Below are 19097 nucleotides of genomic sequence, written 5' to 3' on the forward strand. Positions count from 1 at the left end.
CCCCCCCTTTTCCCCCACCACCCTCACCATGACGGAGATCACCCATGACCGCACGACAGACCCTGCGCGAGCAGCGATCGAGCCTTCTCGTCGCCACCGTCGGAGCAGCATTCGGAACCTCTCTCGTCACGGTCCTGGCCGGCGTGGACGCGATCATGCGCGAGGCGCCGAGCACCAGCAGCAGCCACCTCGTTCCGCAGCTCCTCGCCGTCCTCGGCCCCGTCTTCTTCTGCATCGCCGCCTTTATCGGCGGCGTCGTGACGACCAACACCGTCGCCGCCACCGTCTCGACCCGGGTGCAGAGCATCGCTCTCCTGCGCCTGTTGGGCTCCACCGCCCGCGCCCAGCGCCGGGTCTTCATCCGCGAGGGGGCACTGATCGGCATCGCCGGGGCGGTGCTCGGGTTCGGGGGCGGCCTTGGACTCGGCCTGGCCCTGCTCGCGGCCGTCTCGGTCGCCGCCAGAGCCCCGTTCCTGGCTCCGAACATTCCCGTCGTCGTCGCGCTCCCGCTCCTGAGCGTCGTCGCCGTCACGATCGTCGCGTCCTGGTCGGGGTCGCGCGAGGTGCTCACCGTGTCGCCCCTTCAGGCCCTCGCCGCCTCGCAAGAGGCACCGATCGATTCGCGTCGGCGCCGCCCGGTCACGAACACGGTCGCCGCCCTGCTCGTCCTCGTCGGCTTCGCCGTGATCGTGCTGGGCGTGCTGCGCGGTACGGTCGATTACGGCGCAGTCCTCCTCACGCTGGTGGGCGGTCTCACCTCCTTCTCCGGCATCATCCTCGGGGCGCACGCGATCCTCCCCGGCTCGCTCCACCTCGTGAGCCGCCTGTTCGGATCGCGTCCGGAAGCGGCTCTGGCCCGCGCGAACACACTCCGCTCCCCCGACCGCAGTACCCGAGCCACCACCGGGGTGTTCATCGGCGTCACCGTCGTGACCGCCTTCTCGGTGGCGCTGGCAACGTTCCGCGGCATCCTCGATCAGGCGATCGCCGCGCGACCCGACTACTACATCGGGATCGACGATGTCGTGCAGCAGGTCAGTGCACTCGGGCTCGGGCTGGTCGCCTTCAGCGCTCTGCTCGCGGGCATCGGAGTGGTGAACGACCTCTCCATCAGCGTCCTGCAGCGTCGGCGCGAGATCGGGCTCCTCCGCGCGCTGGGTTTCTCCCGCGCTCAGGTGCGCCGGACGATCGTGATCGAAGCAGCCACCACGTCGATCACGGCCGTCGTTCTGGGTCTCGCGCTGGGGATCGCCTACGGCTGGGCGGGTGCGCTGTCCTTCCTCGCCTCGCTACCCGGAGTGGTCGCGACGGCACCCGTCGTCCCGCCCGGTCTGGTTCTCGGTCTGGTGCTGGCCACCGTGCTGCTGACGGTGGTCGCGGCGCTGGTCCCGGCCCGCCGCGCCGTGTCCGTGACGCCCGTTCAGGCTCTGCAGACGTGACGGCTCGCCCTGGTGCGGGCGTCGACGCTCCTGCCGACGCTGCACGCGCTGCGCACGTCGAACCCGCGGGCTCTTGCGGCGGAGTGCGGAGGCAGCGCGGCGGGGTCAGCGGGCGAGCTGCTCCTGGACGTAGGCGCGGATCGGGGTGGTGGGGCGGCCGATCAGGCGGGCGAGGGAGCCGTCGGTCTCGCCGAGGAGGCCGTCGGCGATGTTCGCGTCGAGGCCGACCACGAAGCCGACTCCGCCCTCGGGAACGCCGGACTCGGTGAGGATGCGGGCGTGCTCGTCGGAGGAGACGTGCGCGACCGCGGCGTCACGGTCGGCGACCTCAGCGACGAGCGCGGCCAGCTCGTCGAAGCTCCACGCGGTGTCGCCCGAGAGCTCGTGCACGGTACCGACCAGGGAGGCATCGGTCAGGGCCACTGCGGCGGCCTCGGCGTAGTCGCTGCGCGCGGCGCTCGCCACGCGGCCCTCGCCGGCGCTCGAGAGGGTGCTGCCGGTGGTGGCGAGCTCGGAGATCGTCTGGGCGTAGTTCTCGTTGTACCAGCCGTTGCGCAGGATCACGGCGGGGATGCCGGCGGCGGCGATCGCCTCCTCCGTGGCCTTGTGCTCGGGGGCGAGGAGAAGCGCACTCGTGGTCGCCTTCGGGGCGCTGGTGTAGACCAGGCGCGCGCCGACGCGGGCGGCGGCCTCGACGACGGCGGTGTGCTGCGCGACGCGTTTGCCGACCTCGGAGCCGGAGACGAGCAGGACAGCCTCGGCGTCCGCGAAGGCGACATCGAGCGAGGCGGTGTCCTCGAAGTCGGCGACGGCGGTGCGCACGCCGAGGTCGGCGGCGAGCGCCTCGAGCTTCGCGGCATTGCGGCCGGTGGCGACGATGTCGGAGGCGGCGGTGCCGCGGGCGAGCAGGTGCTCGACGGCGAGACGGCCGAGGTGGCCGGTGGCTCCGGTGACGACGAGGGTCATGAGGGGTCCTTCCGTAGAGGCGGCGGGCGTGCCGCTGTGGGGTGTAACGGGGGTGTCGATCCGAGGCATTCCCGGACTGTGAATCCGATGCTTGCCGAACTGCGGAACCCACTCTCCCGCCTCGCGCACGAGAACGAGAACCGTGGCGCTCACCGGATCGGCGCTGCTCGCCGGGGACGACGGGAAGGACGGGAAGGCCGGGAAGGCCGGGAAGGACGCTCTCGCCGCTGACGCCGAAATCGGCTCCTGCCCTTCTGCTCGGCGGCGCGGGGGCCCATCCTGGTGTAGCGGCCCCACTAAGGGTGGCCGACGTGTGCCGCCAGGAGCCCCCGTGAAACCTTTCGACGACTGGCTGCCCGCCCCGCTCGAACCTCGCGACACCCATGTGGGCGCCGCCGCCGCGAAGTGGATGCGGGCCATCGGCTGGTCTCCGCAGGGGCCGACGGAGGCGCTGCAGCTCGCCGGCGACGCGATCCGCGGCCGGGAGCACACCCTCGCGCGACTCCGTCACAACGCCCGGGCAGTCACGCTGCTCCGCGAGGGCGTCGGGCTCGCGATCCTCGCGGTCGATGAGGGCGCACTGCGGATCCGCGGCGGAGGGATCGACGAGACGCTCCGCTCGGGCGACCTGGTGCTGTACGCGACTCCGGCGTGCTTCGTCATCGAGAGCGATCGGCAGTACACCGCGGTCGAGATCACGCTCGCGCAGTCGCGGTTGCACCGGTTCTGGCTGGGGCTGCCCGAGCGGCCGACCGTGCTGCGGGCCAGCGATCCCTCCGCGACACTGGCCGTGACAATGATCCGCGCAGGCGCCGAACTCCGAGGAGAACCGGATGCGCCGACCTGGGCGAACCTGCTCAGCACGTTCGAGGCGCTCCTCGCGGCTGTGCTCATGACGATCGGGCCCCCTCTGCTCCCAGGAACACCGCCGGCGACGGCCGAGCTGATCCGACGGGCCGTCGCAGTCGTGGTCGAGGGCCACGCGGATCCGGCTTTCGATGCTGAGGCGGTGGCCGATGAGCTGTCCGTGCCGCTTTCCGAACTGGAGACGGCGATGTGCCGCACGGGCCGGACCGTGCAGTGGTACCTGCGGGCGGCTCGGGTCGACTCCGCGCGCGAGATGCTGGCCCGACGGGTTCGAGCCTCGTTCCGGGAACAGCAGGAGCTCGCGGGCGCTGCCGGTTTTTCCTCGGCTCGGGAGATGCGCCGGGCGATCGCGGAGCAGGAGCAGGAGGCTGACGCTGCGGCTGAACAGCCGCGCCGAGCGTCGACTCCGGGAGCACCGGGGTGACCACCGAGGCGACCACCAAGGTGCGATGTGCAGGGGATCGTCACGGGAGATCGCTCTCTTCCGCTTGATCGGGTCAGCGCGGTCGCGAACCCCTGCGAATCGCACGCCTCCCTGCGGATCGCACGCCTCCCTGCGAATCGGACGGAGACCTGCGAATCGGGCGGGGTCCTGCGGATCGCGCGGAGTCCTGCGGATCGCGCGGGGTCCTACTCCTGGCAGAGCGTTCACCTCTCGTTCGCCTGCCGGTCGCCTCCGCTCCCCGTCCCGGCCCGCCCGTCTTGGTCGACTCGTCTCATCACGTGCCCGCGACACACCGAAGGACGAGACAACGATGACCGACACCTCCCGCCGACTCCTGCTACCGATGGCCGGCCACGTCCGGGGGAAGCGCAGCCCCGTGACCTGCGCGCTCAAGTGCGCGAACGCGTGCTCGACCGCGACCTGCAACACCTCGCACAACAGCTACTTCCGCGACATCGTCTCGTCGCAGCTCACCCGCCGCAGCGCCCTCGGGCTGGGCCTGGCCGGCGCGGTCACCGTCGCCGTCACGTCGGCCGCAGGAGCGCCCACCGCGCAGGCCGCGCAGGCCGCCGCGGCCGACGGCTCGCCGCTCGCCTTCACTCCGATCGCCCCCGTGCCGTACACGGTCGACGCGCTCACGGTGCCGGAGGGCTTCGCCTGGCAGCCGATCATCCGCTGGGGCGACCCGCTCTTCGCCGACAGCCCCGCCTTCGACATCACCGACCAGACGGAGGCCTCCCAGGCCGCGCAGTTCGGCTTCAACAACGACTACACCGACATCGTCGAGATTCCGGGCTCGAACCGGCTCCGCGCGCTGCTCGTCGTCAACCACGAGTACACGAACGAGAACATCATGTTCCCGGCAGCGCAGCTCGAGGCCGAGCCCGAGCGGGTGCGTGCCGTCGGCCGCGCGGCCCACGGCCTCAGCGTGGTCGAGCTGGTCCGTACCGGGGTCGACCGCCCGTGGTCCTACGTCCGCGGCGGCGAGCGCAACCGCCGCTACCTGCTCGACACCCCGTACACCGTGACCGGCGCCGCCGCCGGCTCCGACCTGCTGAAGACGGTCGCCGACCCGGAGGGCCGCACAGTGCTCGGCACGCTCGCCAACTGCTCCGGAGGCACGACACCGTGGGGCACGATCCTCTCGGGCGAGGAGAACTTCAACGGCTACTTCCGCGTCACCGGCACGAGCGACGCGGAGAAGCGCTACGGCCTCACCGACTCCGAGACCTCGCGACGGTGGGAGCTCGACGGCCCCCGCTTCGACGCCCGCACCCCGGGCTACGAGAACGAGCCGAACCGCTTCGGCTGGATCGTGGAGTTCGACCCCTTCGAGCCGACCTCGACACCGAGAAAGCACACGGCGCTCGGCCGCCTCAAGCACGAGGGCGCGAACGTCATCATCGCCCCGGACAACCGCGTCGTCGCCTACATGGGCGATGACGAGCGCTTCGACTACCTCTACAAGTTCGTGTCGGCGAAGCGCTACATCGAGGGCGACCGCGCCCACAACAAGACGCTGCTGGAGCAGGGCGACCTCTTCGTCGCCCGCTTCACCGGGGACTCCCCCGTGGCCGAGATCACCGGCACCGGAGCGGTCCCCTCGGACGGCGGCTTCGACGGGATCGGCGAGTGGCTGCCCCTGGTGCTGAACGGTGCCTCGATGATCGCCGGGAAGAGCGTGGAGGAGGTGCTCGTGCACACCCGCCAGGCGGCGGACCTCGCGGGCGCAACCAAGATGGACCGCTGCGAGGACGTGCAGCCCAGCCCGGTCAGCGGTCGGATCTACGTGGCCTGCACGAACAACTCCGACCGCGGCAAGGAGGGCAAAGAGGGCGCGACCGAGATCAACCCGCGCACCGAGAACCGCGACGGTCACATCGTCGAGATCATCGAGGACGGCGGCGACCAGACCGGCCGCACCTTCGCCTGGAACCTGCTGATGCTGTGCGGCGACCAGGCGCAAGGCGACGCGGTCTACTTCTCCGGCTTCCCGGCCGAGAAGGTCTCGCCGATCTCCTGCCCCGACAACGTGGCCTTCGACTCGGTCGGGAACCTCTGGATCGCCACGGACGGCGCGCCCGACGGCATCGGCTACAACGACGGCCTGTTCAAGGTCACGCTCGACGGCGACTCCCGCGGCAAGGTGGAGCAGTTCCTCTCCGTGCCGCGCGATGCCGAAACCTGCGGTCCGATCGTGCACGACCTCGACCAGCACGTGTTCGTGGCGGTGCAGCACCCGGGCGAGGAGGGGACGTTCGAGGCGCCGCACTCGCTGTTCCCGGACTACGGATCGACGGCGGCGGGAGCGGTTGCGGCGCCGCGGCCGACGATCGTGCAGATCCTGCCGGCGTCGCAGGTCGCTCCGCCGACGCCGGACCCGGGCCCCACAACCGGGCCGACGACTCCGGGCGCAACTCCTCCGGCCGCGGGGCCCGGCGCGAATCCGGCCACGGCGCCCACGACCACGCCGACCGGCACGCCAGCGCCGCTGCCCTCCGGCGGTTCGGGCGGCGAGCTCGCCTCGACCGGAGTCGAGAGCGTCGGGCTGATCGCCGGCGCGACGGCGCTCCTGGCTGCGGGCGCCACCGCCATCGGCCTCGGCGCGCGCCGCCGTGCTGCCGTGGAGGACGAGGACGGCTCTCGGGCGTGACCCGCGCCGGGAGGGGCGGCGGCGTCCGCTCCTCCCGGCCTCCGCGACGTCGGCATCCCCTGCACATCGGACAGCACGGGAGCCAGGGCAGAGTCGCCGGTGTGCGGTCTGCAGGGGATTCGCGGGAGGAGGGGCGTTCTGCCGCAGAAACTGCTGCGAGGTGTCGGGATCCCCTGCTTATCGCACGGTTGCCGCGAAAAGGGCGGCGCAGCCCCAGCGGCGAGGAGCAGGAGCGCACCTCAGAGCAGCCGGCGGGCCGAGGCCCACGCGGTCAGCTCGTAGCGGGAGGAGAGCTGGAGCTTGCGGAGGACCGCGGAGACGTGGGACTCGACCGTCTTCACCGAGATGAAGAGCTCGGCGGCGGCCTCCTTGTAGGCGTAGCCGCGGGCGATCAGGCGCATGACCTCGCGCTCGCGGGCCGAGAGGCGGTCGAGTTCGTCCACCGACTCCGCCTGCTCGCCCGCGAGCGCACCGAAGGCGTCGAGCACGAAGCCGGCCAGACGCGGTGAGAACACGGCGTCCCCGCCCGCCACCGCGAGCACGGCCCGGCTCACCTCGGCGCCGGAGCTGGCCTTCGTGATGTAGCCGCGGGCGCCCGCGCGGATCACGCCGACCACGTCCTCCGCGGCGTCCGAGACGCTCAGCGCCAGGAAGCGCGACGGCGACCCGGCGCTGCGCCGCAGCACCTCCGCCCCTCCTCCGCCCGCGCCGCCCGGCAGGTGCACGTCGAGCAGCACCACCTCGGGCGCGAGTGACGTGACCAGGGCGACGGCGGAGTCGACGTCCGCCGCCTCCCCCACGACGTCGAGCTCGGGAGCGAGGTCGGCGCGCAGACCGGAGCGGAAGATGGAGTGGTCATCGACCAACAGCACGCGGGTCACCGCTCGACCTCCGCGGGGAGCCGCAGATGCACCTCGGTGCCGGTGCCACCGGCTCCGGGGCGCACCGTCGCGCTGCCGCCGGCCCGCGACATCCGCCCGATGATCGACTCGCGGATGCCGAGCCGGTCACCCGGAACCTCGTCCAGCTCGACGCCGGGACCGCGGTCGCGCACGAAGACGTCGACGCCCTGCGCGGACGACTCCAGGTAGACCGAGACATCGCCGCCCGCGTGCCGCGCCGCGTTGAGCACGGCCTCCCGCGTCGCGGCGAGGAGGGCGGCGGCACCGGGGACCGACGCGCCCACGGCCACAACGTCCAGGTGCACGGGGTAGTCGAGCTCGACGGCGGCGGCGATCGACCGGACCTCGGCCGCCAGGTCGTTGGCGACGGGGACGTCCCGCTCGAACAGCCAGTCGCGCAGCTCGCGCTCCTGGGCGCGGGCGATGCGGGCGACCTCACTGGAGGCTCCGGCCCGGTTCTGGATGAGCGCAAGGGTCTGCAGCACGGAGTCGTGCAGGTGCGCGGCGATCTCGGCCCGCTGCTCCTCGCGCACGCGGGCCGCGCGCTCACCCATCAGCTCGGACCAGAGGGTGACCACCCGGGGCGCAGCGAGCACGCCCGCCGCGATCAGCAGCACGCCCACGGCGAGTACCGCGTTCAGGGCGCTCGGGCGCCCGGTGAGCACGGCCGCTCCGGCGAGCACCAGCAGCGAGCAGGAGGCGAGACGCACCGCGAAGCCGTAGCGCGCAGGCCGCACCGGGTCGCCGCGGTCGAGCCCCAGACTCCAGGCGACGGCTCCGCCCGCGAGCAGCCCCACCGCGACGAGGGCGCGGGTGACGTCGGCGTCGTCACCACGACCGACGGTGATCAGCACGGCGAGCACCGCGACCGCAGCGGCGAGGGTCAGCAGGCCGGCGACGGGAGCGGAGCGGCGGACGGCCGGTTCGGAGTCGCGCGCGTCGAGCGGCACCAGCGCCCAGAGCCAGAGGTAGAGGAGGGCGCCGCCCCCGCCGAGCGCGATCGTCGCGAGAGCGAGGAGGCGGGTGCCGCGCACGCTCCAGCCGAGGTGCTCGGCGAGGGCGGCGCAGACTCCGCCGAGCAGCATCGTCCGCGGGCGCCGCAGCGGAGGGCGGGCGATGGTGCCGGGGACTGTGCTCACCCCTGCATCCAAACAGGTCGGCCGGGTGAGCGGGGGTGCTCTCAGGGTCGGATCAGGGGTTCCCCCGATGGTCCGGGCCGCCGGACGCGCGGGAGACTCGCAGCATGACAGGACAGAGCACGACACCGCCGGTCGCCCCGGAGCCGGACGGCACGGAGCGGCACGGCACGGGGACGACGCCGATCGGGACAGATCCCGCGGGCGAGGGCACCGCGGGAGACTCGGGCAGCGGCTCCCCGCAGGAGCCGCAGCCCAGCGGCCCGTCCACCCCCGGCCCCACCGACCCCCCGCCCGTCGCCGAGAACCGCTTCGTACTCTGGCTGCGCGGCCTCGACCTCGCCCGCGGCCCCGGCTGGATCGGCGGCGTCTGCGCGGGCATCGCCGACCGACTCGGCATCGATCCGCTGATCGTGCGCGGCATCGTGCTCGTCGTCGCGGTGCTGGGCGGGCCGGCGCTCCTTCTTTACGCCGCCGCCTGGCTGCTGCTGCCCGATCAGGACGGCGCGCTCCCGGTGGCGCGGCTGCTCCGCGGCTCGCTCGACCGGGTCCACGCCGCCATCGGCGCCCTTGTGCTCGCGTCGATGCTGCCGGTGGCGCAGGGTTTCTGGTCGCTCGGCAGCACGTACACGGGGGCGGTGCCGTGGGCACCGGCGACTGGGCGGACGCTGTGGTCGCTCGTGGTGCTCGGACTGATCGCGGCCTTCGTGGTCTGGGTCGTGCGGCGCAGCCGGCGGTCGGACGACGCTGCCGCTGCGTACCCCGCCGAGGGCCCGTCCGCAACCCTGCCGGACGCCGCCGCCTCCCCCGCCTACCCCGCGCCGGATCCCGGCCTGGAGGACGTCCGCCCCTCCTCCCCCGAAGCCGTCGCTGAGTGGCGCGAGCGTCAGGAGGCGTGGCGCGCCGAACGGGAAGCCTTTCGCGCCCAGCAGGCCGCGTCAGCCCGCGAGACGGCGCGCGCCCGGGCGGAGGAGGCGCGTCTCGCCGCGGCCGCCGTCACCGCCGCGCGCCTGGAACGACAGCGCCTCCGTCGCGCCGCGAACCCTCGACTGGGAGCGGGCCTCACCCTGCTCGCCCTCGGGGCCGCCGCCCTGACCGGCGCTCTGGTCTCGCTCACCGCCTCCGGACCCACGGCCCTCGTCGTCGGCGCCGCATCCGCCGCACTCGTGCTCGCCGTCGTGATCGTGCTCGCCGGGCTGCTCCGGCGGCGCGCGATCGCGCTGATCGCCCTCGCGACGGTCGCGGTGGTGACGGCCGCCTGCGCCGCCGTGCTGCCGACCGACCGCACGCTGCTGCCGGTGCTCGGCTCCTACGGTTTCTCGAGCGCCGCGCCCGGCCGGTTCGCGACCCTTGCGGCGAGCGACCTGCAGGTCACGGTCGTGCCCGGCTCCGAGGACACCGGCGAACCGCTGGACCTCTGGGTCGGCTACGGGCGGGTGTCCGTCACCACGAGGGAGGGCACCGCGGTTCGCCTCGAGGCGACCACCGAGGACACCGGCCTCTGGGTGGTCGACGCAGGCGCGGTCGAAGCGCCCCGCGAGGTCCGCACCGACGGCGGCCGGCAGCTCTGGACGCAGACCTTCGGCGACCCGGACGCCGAGCCGTTCGTGGTCCGCATCGCCCAGGAGGGCGGCTCGATCCGCGTCTACGACTCCACCCCGGACGCCACGAACGACACCGCCACCCCGACCCCCGGCGCCACCCCGGCCGCCACGACCGAGTCAGGAGCCGCACGATGACCACCACGCCCACTCCCTCCCCCGCGCGTCCGCGGATCCGCATCGGCGCCGTCCTCTACGGCCTCGTGCTCGCCGCCGCCTCGATCGCCCTGCTCGTCATCGCGGCCGACCCGGTGCTGCGCGCGCAGGTCGTCGAGCGCGGGATCACCCTCGAACCCGGCGCCGCGCTCGCCCTGGTGATCGCCGCACTCGGCACGATGGCCCTGCTACTCGGCCTCACCCGCGTCCTCCGCCGCTGAGATCCGTCCCCTCCACCGGCACTCGCCGCACAACGTCAGCTGAGAGACCGTCTCATCCACGATGGTGGCTGAGACCCGCTCTCAGCTGACGTTGTGCGGAGCACCCGCCCTCGCAACCCCCTGCCCGACACTCGTCGGGAGGCGCAGACTCGTCGGAGGCAATCGCCCGCCACCCCTGGAGACGAGACCATGCCCGCCTGCGCCCCCGAAAGCCACCGCTGATGGAGCTGGGCATCGCCGCGATCGTCGGCGTCTCGGTCCTGGTCGCGGTCGCCGTCTTCTCGCGGCGCCTGGGCGTCGCCGCGCCGATCGTCCTCGTGCTCGCGGGCGTCGGCCTCTCCTCCATCCCCGGGGTGCCGGAGGTGGTCGTCCCGCACGAGTGGGTGCTCGACGGCGTGCTGCCGCCGCTGCTCTACGCGGCGGCGCTCAGCGTCCCGTTCATCGACTTCCGCCGGAACCTGGCCACGATCACCGGCCTCTCGGTCGTGCTGGTGCTGATCTCGGCGGCCGGGGTCGGCGCGCTCCTCTTCCTCCTGCTCCCCGAACTGGGCCTGGGCCTGGCGATCGCGGTGGGCGCGATCATCAGCCCGCCCGATGCCGTGGCCGCGACCTCGGTCGGGCGGCGCCTCGGCCTCCCGCCCCGGCTGCTCACCCTGCTCGAGGGCGAGGGGCTGATCAACGATGCGACCGCGCTGGTGCTCCTTCGCTCGGCACTCGCCGCCGCCGCGGGCACGCTCGCGACGCCGTGGGCCGCGATCGGCGACTTCCTCTACGCGGTGGTCGTCGCCGTGGTGGTCGGCTTCGTGGCCAGCGTGGTGACCGTCTTCGTCCGCTCCCGGCTCGAGGACCCGGTGCTGAACACCGTCCTCTCCTTCGTCGTCCCGTTCGTCGCCTTCATCCCCGCCGAGGGGCTGAGCGCCTCGGGGGTGCTCGCCGTGGTCGTCGCCGGACTGCACACCGGCCACGCCTCCTCCCGCGCCTTCACGGCGCAGTCGCGAGTGAACGACCGGATCAACTGGCGGACCGTGCAGTTCCTGCTCGAGAACGGCGTGTTCCTGCTGATCGGGCTCGAAATCCGCTCGCTGATCCATGACGCCGATAGCGCGAGCCTTCCGGTACCGGCCGCGGTCGGCATCGGCCTGGTCGCGATGGTCGGCCTGATGGTGGTGCGCTTTCTCTGGGTCGGGCCGGTGCTCCTCGGCGAGCGCTGGCAGACCCGCCGCGCCGAGCGCCGGGCCCGCGAGCAGAAGGAGCTGCTGGAGTCACCCGAGGCGAGACGGCTGCCGAAGGAGGAGCGCGGCCGGGCGAAGCGGCGCTACCAGCTCCGACGCAGCGACTACCGGCACTTCAGCCGCAACGGCATCGGCTGGCGCGGCGGGGTCGTGCTCGGCTGGTCCGGGATGCGCGGAGTGGTGACCCTGGCGGCCGCGCAGTCGCTCCCCGAGGACATCCCGTACCGCCCGCAGCTCGTGCTGATCGCCTTCACCGTGGCCGTCGCAACCCTGCTGATTCAGGGCAGCACGCTGCCGCTGCTGATCCGGGCGCTGGGGATCCGCGGCATCGACGTACCGGAAGACCAGCGCGCGCTCGCCGGCCTGCTCGACGAGATCACCGAGAAGGGCCTGTCGGTGCTGGAGCGCCCGGGCGAGGTGGTCGAGGGCGCGGAGCACGCGGCGCCGGACGTTCTGGAGCGGGTGCGGCAGACCTCGTTCCTCCGCTCGGAGGCCGCCTGGGAGCGCTCGCGCGGCACGGAGCGGGCGGTCGGCGACACTCCGCACCGCCTCTACCGGGCCCTGCGGCTGGCGGTCGTCTCGGCCGAGCGGGAGGCGCTGCTCGATGCGCGTTCGCGCCGCGCCTATCCGCAGCGCATCCTCCGCGACGCTCAGTCGCTGCTCGATCTGGAGGAGACGCGCCTGCGGGTGCGCCGCGGCTAAGGCCCGTCGACGAGCGACACCCACCGGGCCGAACGCGACGGATCCGGCGACGCGCGCCTCCGCAGGCCGATCACCGCGCCGTCACGGCGACTCGACACCCGGACGGGTGGCGCGATTCTGCGAGGATCGAGATCAGCACGATCATCGTCTCGATCCGCTCGGTCGGATCCCTCCTCGACAAGGACGACACTGTGGGAATTCGTGAGTACGGACGCCTCCTCCGCCGGGGCTGGCTCGTCATCTCGATCGCCGTCGCCCTCGGTCTCGCGGCCGCCTCGGTGGCGACCCTGGTGTCGGAGTCGGAGTACCGCGCGCAGACGACGGTGTTCGTCTCAGTGTCGACCGCCGATAACCAGTCCAGCGCCGAGGTCGGCGCCTCCTTCACCAGCGCGGAGGCGAGGGTCGCCTCGTACGTCGCGCTGGTCGACTCCAGCTCGGTGTTGCAGCCGGTGATCGAGGAGCTCGACCTCGACCTGTCCGTCGGTGAGCTCGCGGCCGAGGTCACCCCGGCCGCACTCCCTGGCACCGTCATCATGAGCATCGATGTGGTCGACGCCGATGCCCGGCGGGCGGCGCAGATCGCGGATGCGGTCGCCGAGAGTCTGCGCAGCTACGTCGCGCAGATCGAGCGCCCCGTCTCGGGCGGAGCGAGCCGGGTCGACGTGAAGGTGCTCGAGGCCGCGTCCGTACCGAACTCGCCGCTCAGCCCCGACCTGCTGGTCTACCTGGTGCTCGGCGGAGCGACCGGCCTGATCGTCGGCGTCGGCGTCGTGGTGCTGCGCTCGCTCGGCGACTCCCGCATCCGCTCGGCGAAGGACGTCGCCGGCACCACCCTGCCGGTGCTCGAGTCGATCCCCTACGACACCGCGATCCGCCGGACGCCCCTCGTGGCGGACGGCCGCAGCGCCGTGGCCGAGTCGTTCCGGATGCTGCGCACGACGATCCTCTTCGGCTCCGGCACCTCCGAGCGCACCCTGCTCGTGTCCTCCCCGCGCGAGGGCGACGGCAAGAGCACGGTGGCCGCGAACCTCGCCGTCTCGATCGCCCAGATCGGCCGGACCGTCGTGGTGATCGACGCCGACCTGCGCGACCCGACGCAGTCCACGCTCTTCCGCATCCCGACCGGCGGGCCCACGCTCGCCGAGCTGCTGTGCACGGGCACTCTCCCCGCAGACGGCTCGCTGCCGATGAGCGCCCAGGGCGTGGCGGTGCTCCCGGCCGGCGGCAGCCAGGCGAACCCGAGCGACCTCATCGGCACCCCGGCGATGGAGCGCGTGATCGTGCACCTCTCGCGCCGCTACGACCACGTGATCGTTGACTCGCCCGCGATCCTGTCGGCCACCGACGCGGTGCTGCTGGGCAAGCTGGTCGCCACGACGGTTCTCGTCGTCGGGGCCGGAGTGTCGTCGTCGGCCGACCTCGTCGCTGCGGCCGATCGCCTACGGGATGTCGGGGGCGACGTCCTCGGATCCGTGGTCGCGCAGGCCCCCCGCACCGCGCTCGTCACTGCTGCCTCGTCGGCGTCGGCCTGAGACGCGGGGGCGTGGCAGCCTACGGCGGCGCCCCTCTGCGCGTGCCGTGACGAGGTGCGCTCCCGTGCCGGCGCGCGGCCCGTCGAGGTGGGCGGCGGTCCGCGAGGGTGGGGCCTCGCGCAGCCGGGCAACGACGGGGCGATCCGCCGGCAGCGCCTGCTCCGCCTGCCCTGCCACGATCCCCATGCCGCAGACGATCCAGAGCGTGTACGCCACCGGCCCCTCCTGGAGCGTCGGCAGCACTGTGTAGCTCACCAGCGTGCCCGCGACCACGGCCGTGGGGAGGAAGCCGTCAAGCGTCGGCGCGCGCAGCCCGCGGAGGAACAGGTACACCAGCAGCGCAGCGAAGAGCAGCATCACGAGGATGCCCGACTCGATCGCGAGCACCAGGAAGAAGCTCTCCACCAGCACGCTGTCGGTCGAGTACAGCTGCGCGCGCGGCCCCACCTTGCCCAGACCGAAGCCGAACGGGTGCGCAACGAGCAGCGGGATGTTCTCGAGCAGGCTGTCGCTGTGGCCGATCAGCGACGGGTCGGCGACGTGCGAGATCACCTTGTCCGTGTAGAGGTAGAGGGTGACTCCTCCGATCGCCGCCGCGGTCGAGACGGTGAGCATCGCCCAGACCAGCATCGGCTTCGCCCGGAAAAGCGCCCAGGCCACCAGGGTCACCGCGAGCATCGCGAGGCCGATGTATCCGCTGCGGGATTGAGTGAGGTACACGGCGACCAACGGCAGGAGGGTCAGTGCCCCCTTCAGCCAGAGCGGCCAGCGCGGACGCGTCCACAGCACGGCGAGCGCGATCGTGACGGCGACCGCGCTCTCGTTCGGGGCACTATAGGGGCTGAAGCCACGGGGGACGATACTGCCGGCGACGAAGAGCGAGGAGGGGAACGGCGTCCCGGGAGCAACCGGGAAGACCCGGAGGGTGAACAGCCAGTCCAGGCCCTGGTTCCAGGTGAGGATCGTCGTGATCGACGAGAGCTGCACCGCGACGACGAACGCAGTCGCCAGGATCACGACGTGGCGCTTCTCGAGCACCGCGGGCACGACGATCAGGGCGAGGAAGGGCAGGAAGTCGTTGCGCCAGCCGTAGGCCGCCTGGATCGGATTCGCGGTCCACACCGCCGAGACGAGGCCGAGCCCCACGATCATCAGCACCAGCACCACGATCGGCACGGGCACCCGCGTGATTCGACCGCTGACGAGCACGAGCAGGAAGAGCCCGAGGATCACGCCGTCCTTGATCGCACCGAACGCCGTCGCCGTGGCGCCGGGCAGGAAGGCGGACGCGACTCCGTTCGCCGGGAGCACGAACACCAGCGCGAGGACACCGAGCCAGGGCAGGCCGAGGCCGTCACCGCCGAGGAGGGTGCGGAGCGATCGGCGGGCGCGAACCGGGCCGCGGGCGAAGGTCAGGGATCCTACGCGCGGAAGCGGCGGCGCCGTCCGGGTCATGCCGAGCCGCCCCGCATGGTGAGGCGGCGGACGACCAGGGGGACGTCGGAGGGCCGCGGGACGATGGTGCGCGTCGGCGGCCGGATCGCGAGCACCATGACCACCAGCGCCATCAGGATCCCGCTCGCGTTGGCGACGGCGGCGGCGATCGCCCCGTTCGCCGGGCCGAACGCGAACAGGATCCCGAGGCAGGTGAGCAGCCCGGCGCCCTGCGCGATGGTCAGGCTGATCCCGCGGTTGCGGGCCGAGAGCACCTCGCCGGCGCTCACGGTGACGACGACGAAGACCGAGCCGAGGATCGCGAAGAAGACCGCGGGCATCGCCTCCGCGAACTTGTCGCCGAAGAGCAACGGCACGCCCCACGGAGTGACGACGGCGAGGAATACGGCCGAGGCCAGGCCGACCGCGAAGGCCGAGCGCAGCGCGTCACCGGTGGCCGTGATGCGGGCGCCGCCCTCCGTCCGGCTGATGTCCGAGAATACGGGAGCGGCGACCGCGTGCGCGAGGAACACCGGCAGGGTTCCGATCGTCACGGCGACGGAGTAGAGGCCCGCCTGGTGCGAGCCGATCAGCGGCAGCATGATCACCTGGTCGAGGCGCTGGTAGGCGGCGTCCGAGGCCTGCGCGCCGTAGAAGGTGACGGAGCCGCGCACCAGCGGCCGCCAGGGCACCGGAGCGACCCCGCGGGGGCGGTTGAGCAGCGAACCGATTAGTGCCGTCACCGCGGAGCCGGCGAAGTTCGACCAGATCACGCCCGAGACCGTGATCCTGTCGAGCAGGAACAGCACGACGATCCCGCCGACGTACACCAGCGGCTGCGTGGCCTGAAGCAGCGCGACCGCGCCGAAGCGCCGCTGCGCTCCGACAACGCCGATATCGATCATCCAGCAGACCATGAGCGGCGTGCCGGTGAGCGCGACGAACACGGCGAGAGTCGCCGCCTCGTCCAGCGCCGAGAGGAGGGTCGAGGTGAGCAGCCAGGCGATCAGCGCCGCCGGGATCCCGGTCAGCAGGGCGAGCCGCCGGGCCGTGCGGACGGCGCCGAGGTCGCCCGCTTCGGCGAGGACGCGGCGCCGGATCTCCAGCGGCATCCCGAGCGCGAGCACGATGGGGATCAGGTACATCGAGGCGAGGGCAGCTGCCGTCTCGCCGCGTCCGCTCGGGCCGAGGGCCTGCGCGATCAGCGGGGCGCTCACCAGCCCGAGCGCTGCGACCGAGAGGCGGCTCGCGAGCATGGCGATCGGCGAGTTCAGGAGGCGCAGCAGAGCGCTCACGAGGCCTCCGCAGCTCGGGCGCCGACGGCGGCGAGCAGCCGCTCCTCGAAGCCGTCAAGAGCGAAGGTGCCGGTCTCGTCGCGGATGCTCAGGTGCATGCAGTCGCGCATCGGCGCCAGCTCGACCCAGACGCCGAGCGGGAAGCGCAGGTGCGCGGGTATCCCGCTGATCATGGTGTCCGGCTCGATCCGCGGCAGCAGCTCCTCCGAGACCGGTACCTCAGTCGAGGGCAGCGAGACGTGGATCTCCCAGGGCACGCGGGGCGTCCCCGTCGGGGGGCGCAGGGCGGCGAGCGGATGCTGCACGAGGTTCTTCACACCCAGCAGCGCACTCGCCAGCAGCCAGGTCGCCGGGAGGCCGGACTTCGTGGCCGCGGACAGCCGCTCGAGGAGCGAGGTCGCCGACCAGTCATCGGCGCGGAGGCGGCCGAGCGGGAGGGAGGGCGAGAAGTTCCCGGCGACCTCGGTGCCCTTGTCGACCCAGCGGCGGCAGTCGACGGGGACCACGACCCGGAAGTCGAGGCCGTCGGTCGCGCAATCCTGTAGGCAGCGAAGCACGAGGCTCGCCGTCTTGAGCGACACCGGCGGTCGGGCCGGACGCTTGCCCTCGCGTGCCTGCTCCGGGGTCGCGGCGATCGCGGCGAGCGTGTCGGGGCCGAGGACCGTGCTGACCAGGCGCGTGAGCCGGTCCGACTCCTGCTTCGAGAGGGTCGCGTCGAGCTGGTACCCCGTCTCGGTGCTGGCGGTGAGGGTGCGGAAGGTGTCGCGCGCCTTGCGGACGCCGGCGAGCCCCGTCAGCTCGAAGCGCTCCCTCAGCTCGCGCAGCGCAGCGGCGGCGAGCGGCTTGGGGGCGATGCTGTCGACTCCCGGAGCGGCCAGCTTGTCGATCACGAGCGCCACGACCGCGGTGGCTCCCGTGCCGTCGAAGAGCGTGTGCGGGAGGGTGAAGCCGACCGTCGCAGTGTCGAACAGGAGGCGCACCGGCAGCTCCCCCGCGGCGAAACCACGACCGAACAGTCGGTGCGCCAGCTCCCCGTGCTCGAGAGGGCCGTCGACGACGCGCACCGCGCGCTCCGACGCGTCCAGGGCCGCCGCCACGTCGATCCGACGCCACCGACCCGCTCGGGTACGCCGACGCAGGAGGACGGCGCCGCGCGGCGAGAGCAGCACATCGCGCAGAGCGGTGCGCACGCGCTCCGCCGTCACTCCGGTCAGCGGACCCACGTGGTAGCTGATCAGGAGGTCGTCGTAGCCGAGGTCGCGCAGGGCCCTCACGCCCGGCTCCTGCTCGCTCCCGCGGTGGCCTGCTCGGCGATGACGCTCAGCAGCGAGCGCTCGTAGCCGGCGTTCACCTCGGCCCAGGAGTAGGAGTGCACGGCCCGCTGATGCCCGCAGTACGAGAGCCGCTCCTGCTCGATCGGGTCGTTCAGCACGGCGAGCACGCCCTCGGCGATCGCGTCCGGCGTGGGGGCGACGAAACGACCTGCCTGCCGGAGCACCTCGCGGTTGAAGACGGTGTCGCGAGCGACGACGGGGGCGCCGCAGGCCATCGCCTGCACGAGCGCCGGGTTGGTCCCGCCGACGCTGTGGCCGTGGAAGTAGGCCCCAGCGTGCTGCCAGAGCGAGTGCAGCCGGGCGTCGTCGCTGACGTGGCCGAACCAGTGCACGCGAACGTTCTTCTGCGCGAGGGCGCTGACGGCCTGATCGAGAGGGCCGCCGTAGCCGGAAGAGCCGACGATCACCACGTCGTGGCTGCGCGCGATCCGCTCGGCCGCCTCGACGAACTCGAGCACGGTGTTCTCGGGGACGAAGCGCGCCACGACCAGGGCGTAGCCGCGGTGGTTCAGGCCCGGCTCGACCGGGTAGTCCGGCGGGACGTCACCGCCGTAGGGGATGATGTCGCCGTCGCGGCCGAACTCCCGCTTCCAGCGCTCCTGGATCGCCGCCGCGTCGTAGACCATGCGGTCACCGTGGCGGGCGGTCCAGACCGCGCCCTGGTGGAACACGAACTTGGCGAAGCGGCCCCACTTGGCGCGGTCCCACTCGATCCCGTCGACGTTGACGACGGTCGGAATGCCGCGCTGTTTGAGGATCGGCAGCCAGAATCCGTTGGCGCAGTTGAGCACCAGAGCGACATCGGGCTTGCGCTTCGCCGCGTCGAGGGCGGCGGTCAGGCCGTAGGAAAGAGTGCTGAGCGATTTGCTCTCGATGCCGTGCGTTTGCCGGGTGATAACGCGCTCATCGCAGTCCGGGTCGTGGAGAGCAGTGCTGCCCGGTCTTCCGTAGACAATAACCTCCCAGCCCTGTTCCGCAAGGAATGGCGCGAGACGTCTTACTGCTGTCTCGAAACCCCCATAGTAACTGGGATAACCTCGCGTGCCGATAATCACGACCGACCTGCCCATGTCCCGATTCTCCCTTGTTGTGCTGACGCCCACAGAATGCGATCGCCCGATGAACTCTGCTGTCGCACTACCGGGCCGTGCGGTGATGAACGGCAGTCGATCGACGGTGTTG

At 72.4% G+C, this 19097-nt stretch carries 14 protein-coding genes; 7 read left to right on the forward strand and 7 right to left on the reverse strand.

The features are described 5' to 3' along the window. Positions 1–44 precede the first annotated feature (44 nt). Positions 45–1439, forward strand: coding sequence for an ABC transporter permease (locus tag C5D07_RS02835; protein WP_068250364.1), 1395 nt, complete (start codon positions 45–47; stop codon positions 1437–1439). A gap of 105 nt (positions 1440–1544) precedes the next feature. On the opposite strand, the gene C5D07_RS02840 is transcribed toward C5D07_RS02835, so the two are convergent. Beyond that, on the reverse strand, positions 1545–2405 hold the full coding sequence (locus C5D07_RS02840) for an NmrA family NAD(P)-binding protein (protein ID WP_104258630.1): 861 nt from the start codon (positions 2403–2405) through the stop codon (positions 1545–1547). A gap of 331 nt (positions 2406–2736) precedes the next feature. On the opposite strand from C5D07_RS02840, the gene C5D07_RS02845 reads away from it, so the two are divergent. Both C5D07_RS02845 and C5D07_RS02850 read left to right on the forward strand, forming a co-directional pair. Beyond that, complete coding sequence (locus C5D07_RS02845; RefSeq protein WP_068250357.1) at positions 2737–3696, forward strand: helix-turn-helix domain-containing protein; 960 nt, start codon at positions 2737–2739, stop codon at positions 3694–3696. 331 nt (positions 3697–4027) lie between these two features. Next, a complete protein-coding gene (locus C5D07_RS02850; RefSeq protein ID WP_104258631.1) occupies positions 4028–6370 on the forward strand; it encodes a PhoX family protein in 2343 nt (780 codons plus the stop codon). Between the two features lie 239 nt (positions 6371–6609). Here C5D07_RS02850 and C5D07_RS02855 read toward each other — a convergent pair whose 3' ends face one another. Both C5D07_RS02855 and C5D07_RS02860 read right to left on the reverse strand, forming a co-directional pair. Further along, complete coding sequence (locus C5D07_RS02855) at positions 6610–7251, reverse strand: LuxR C-terminal-related transcriptional regulator (RefSeq protein ID WP_068250351.1); 642 nt, start codon at positions 7249–7251, stop codon at positions 6610–6612. Next, positions 7248–8411, reverse strand: coding sequence for an ATP-binding protein (locus tag C5D07_RS02860; RefSeq protein WP_249028158.1), 1164 nt, complete (start codon positions 8409–8411; stop codon positions 7248–7250). Before C5D07_RS02860 ends, C5D07_RS02855 begins: the two co-directional genes overlap by 4 nt. Positions 8412–8515: 104 nt before the next feature. Here C5D07_RS02860 and C5D07_RS02865 point away from each other — a divergent pair, with 104 nt between their 5' ends. The 4 genes from C5D07_RS02865 to C5D07_RS02880 all read left to right on the forward strand — a co-directional run bounded on the left by C5D07_RS02865 (position 8516) and on the right by C5D07_RS02880 (position 13852). Next, positions 8516–10147 carry a PspC domain-containing protein gene (locus tag C5D07_RS02865; protein ID WP_104258632.1) on the forward strand — a complete coding sequence of 544 codons (1632 nt, stop codon included), beginning with the start codon at positions 8516–8518 and terminating at the stop codon, positions 10145–10147. Beyond that, positions 10144–10386, forward strand: coding sequence for a hypothetical protein (locus C5D07_RS02870; RefSeq protein ID WP_068250342.1), 243 nt, complete (start codon positions 10144–10146; stop codon positions 10384–10386). The genes C5D07_RS02865 and C5D07_RS02870 overlap by 4 nt, the downstream gene beginning before the upstream one ends. 221 nt (positions 10387–10607) lie before the next feature. Further along, complete coding sequence (locus C5D07_RS02875) at positions 10608–12320, forward strand: cation:proton antiporter (RefSeq protein ID WP_104258633.1); 1713 nt, start codon at positions 10608–10610, stop codon at positions 12318–12320. Positions 12321–12511: 191 nt separating this feature from the next. Further along, positions 12512–13852, forward strand: a complete 1341-nt coding sequence (locus tag C5D07_RS02880; protein ID WP_068250337.1) for a tyrosine-protein kinase domain-containing protein — start codon at positions 12512–12514, stop codon at positions 13850–13852. Here C5D07_RS02880 and C5D07_RS02885 read toward each other — a convergent pair. The 4 genes from C5D07_RS02885 to C5D07_RS02900 are packed head-to-tail and all read right to left on the reverse strand — an operon-like array spanning position 13760 to position 18985. Further along, positions 13760–15307 (reverse strand): O-antigen ligase family protein, encoded by a 1548-nt coding sequence (locus tag C5D07_RS02885; protein WP_068250334.1) that lies wholly within the window; start codon positions 15305–15307, stop codon positions 13760–13762. The two genes, C5D07_RS02880 and C5D07_RS02885, sit on opposite strands and share 93 nt — an antisense overlap. Then, positions 15304–16581 (reverse strand): lipopolysaccharide biosynthesis protein, encoded by a 1278-nt coding sequence (locus C5D07_RS02890; RefSeq protein WP_068250332.1) that lies wholly within the window; start codon positions 16579–16581, stop codon positions 15304–15306. Before C5D07_RS02890 ends, C5D07_RS02885 begins: the two co-directional genes overlap by 4 nt. Further along, the gene (locus C5D07_RS02895; protein ID WP_104258634.1) at positions 16578–17855 is read right to left on the reverse strand and encodes a hypothetical protein; all 1278 of its coding nucleotides are present in this window, start codon (positions 17853–17855) and stop codon (positions 16578–16580) included. Before C5D07_RS02895 ends, C5D07_RS02890 begins: the two co-directional genes overlap by 4 nt. Further along, positions 17852–18985 carry a glycosyltransferase gene (locus C5D07_RS02900; protein ID WP_104258635.1) on the reverse strand — a complete coding sequence of 378 codons (1134 nt, stop codon included), beginning with the start codon at positions 18983–18985 and terminating at the stop codon, positions 17852–17854. Before C5D07_RS02900 ends, C5D07_RS02895 begins: the two co-directional genes overlap by 4 nt. Positions 18986–19097: the final 112 nt, after the last annotated feature.

The organism is Rathayibacter tritici (assembly GCF_002932875.1).
Classification (GTDB): Bacteria; Actinomycetota; Actinomycetes; order Actinomycetales; family Microbacteriaceae; genus Rathayibacter; species Rathayibacter tritici.

Bases quoted from the DNA above. Each gene is read 5' to 3' on its own strand.
- C5D07_RS02835 (WP_068250364.1), top strand. From the start codon at position 45: ATGACCGCACGACAGACCCTGCGCGAGCAGCGATCGAGCCTTCTCGTC.
- C5D07_RS02865 (WP_104258632.1), top strand. From the start codon at position 8,516: ATGACAGGACAGAGCACGACACCGCCGGTCGCCCCGGAGCCGGACGGC.
- C5D07_RS02870 (WP_068250342.1), top strand. From the start codon at position 10,144: ATGACCACCACGCCCACTCCCTCCCCCGCGCGTCCGCGGATCCGCATC.
- C5D07_RS02850 (WP_104258631.1), top strand. From the start codon at position 4,028: ATGACCGACACCTCCCGCCGACTCCTGCTACCGATGGCCGGCCACGTC.
- C5D07_RS02875 (WP_104258633.1), top strand. From the start codon at position 10,608: ATGGAGCTGGGCATCGCCGCGATCGTCGGCGTCTCGGTCCTGGTCGCG.
- C5D07_RS02840 (WP_104258630.1), bottom strand. From the start codon at position 2,405: ATGACCCTCGTCGTCACCGGAGCCACCGGCCACCTCGGCCGTCTCGCC.
- C5D07_RS02900 (WP_104258635.1), bottom strand. From the start codon at position 18,985: ATGGGCAGGTCGGTCGTGATTATCGGCACGCGAGGTTATCCCAGTTAC.
- C5D07_RS02885 (WP_068250334.1), bottom strand. From the start codon at position 15,307: ATGACCCGGACGGCGCCGCCGCTTCCGCGCGTAGGATCCCTGACCTTC.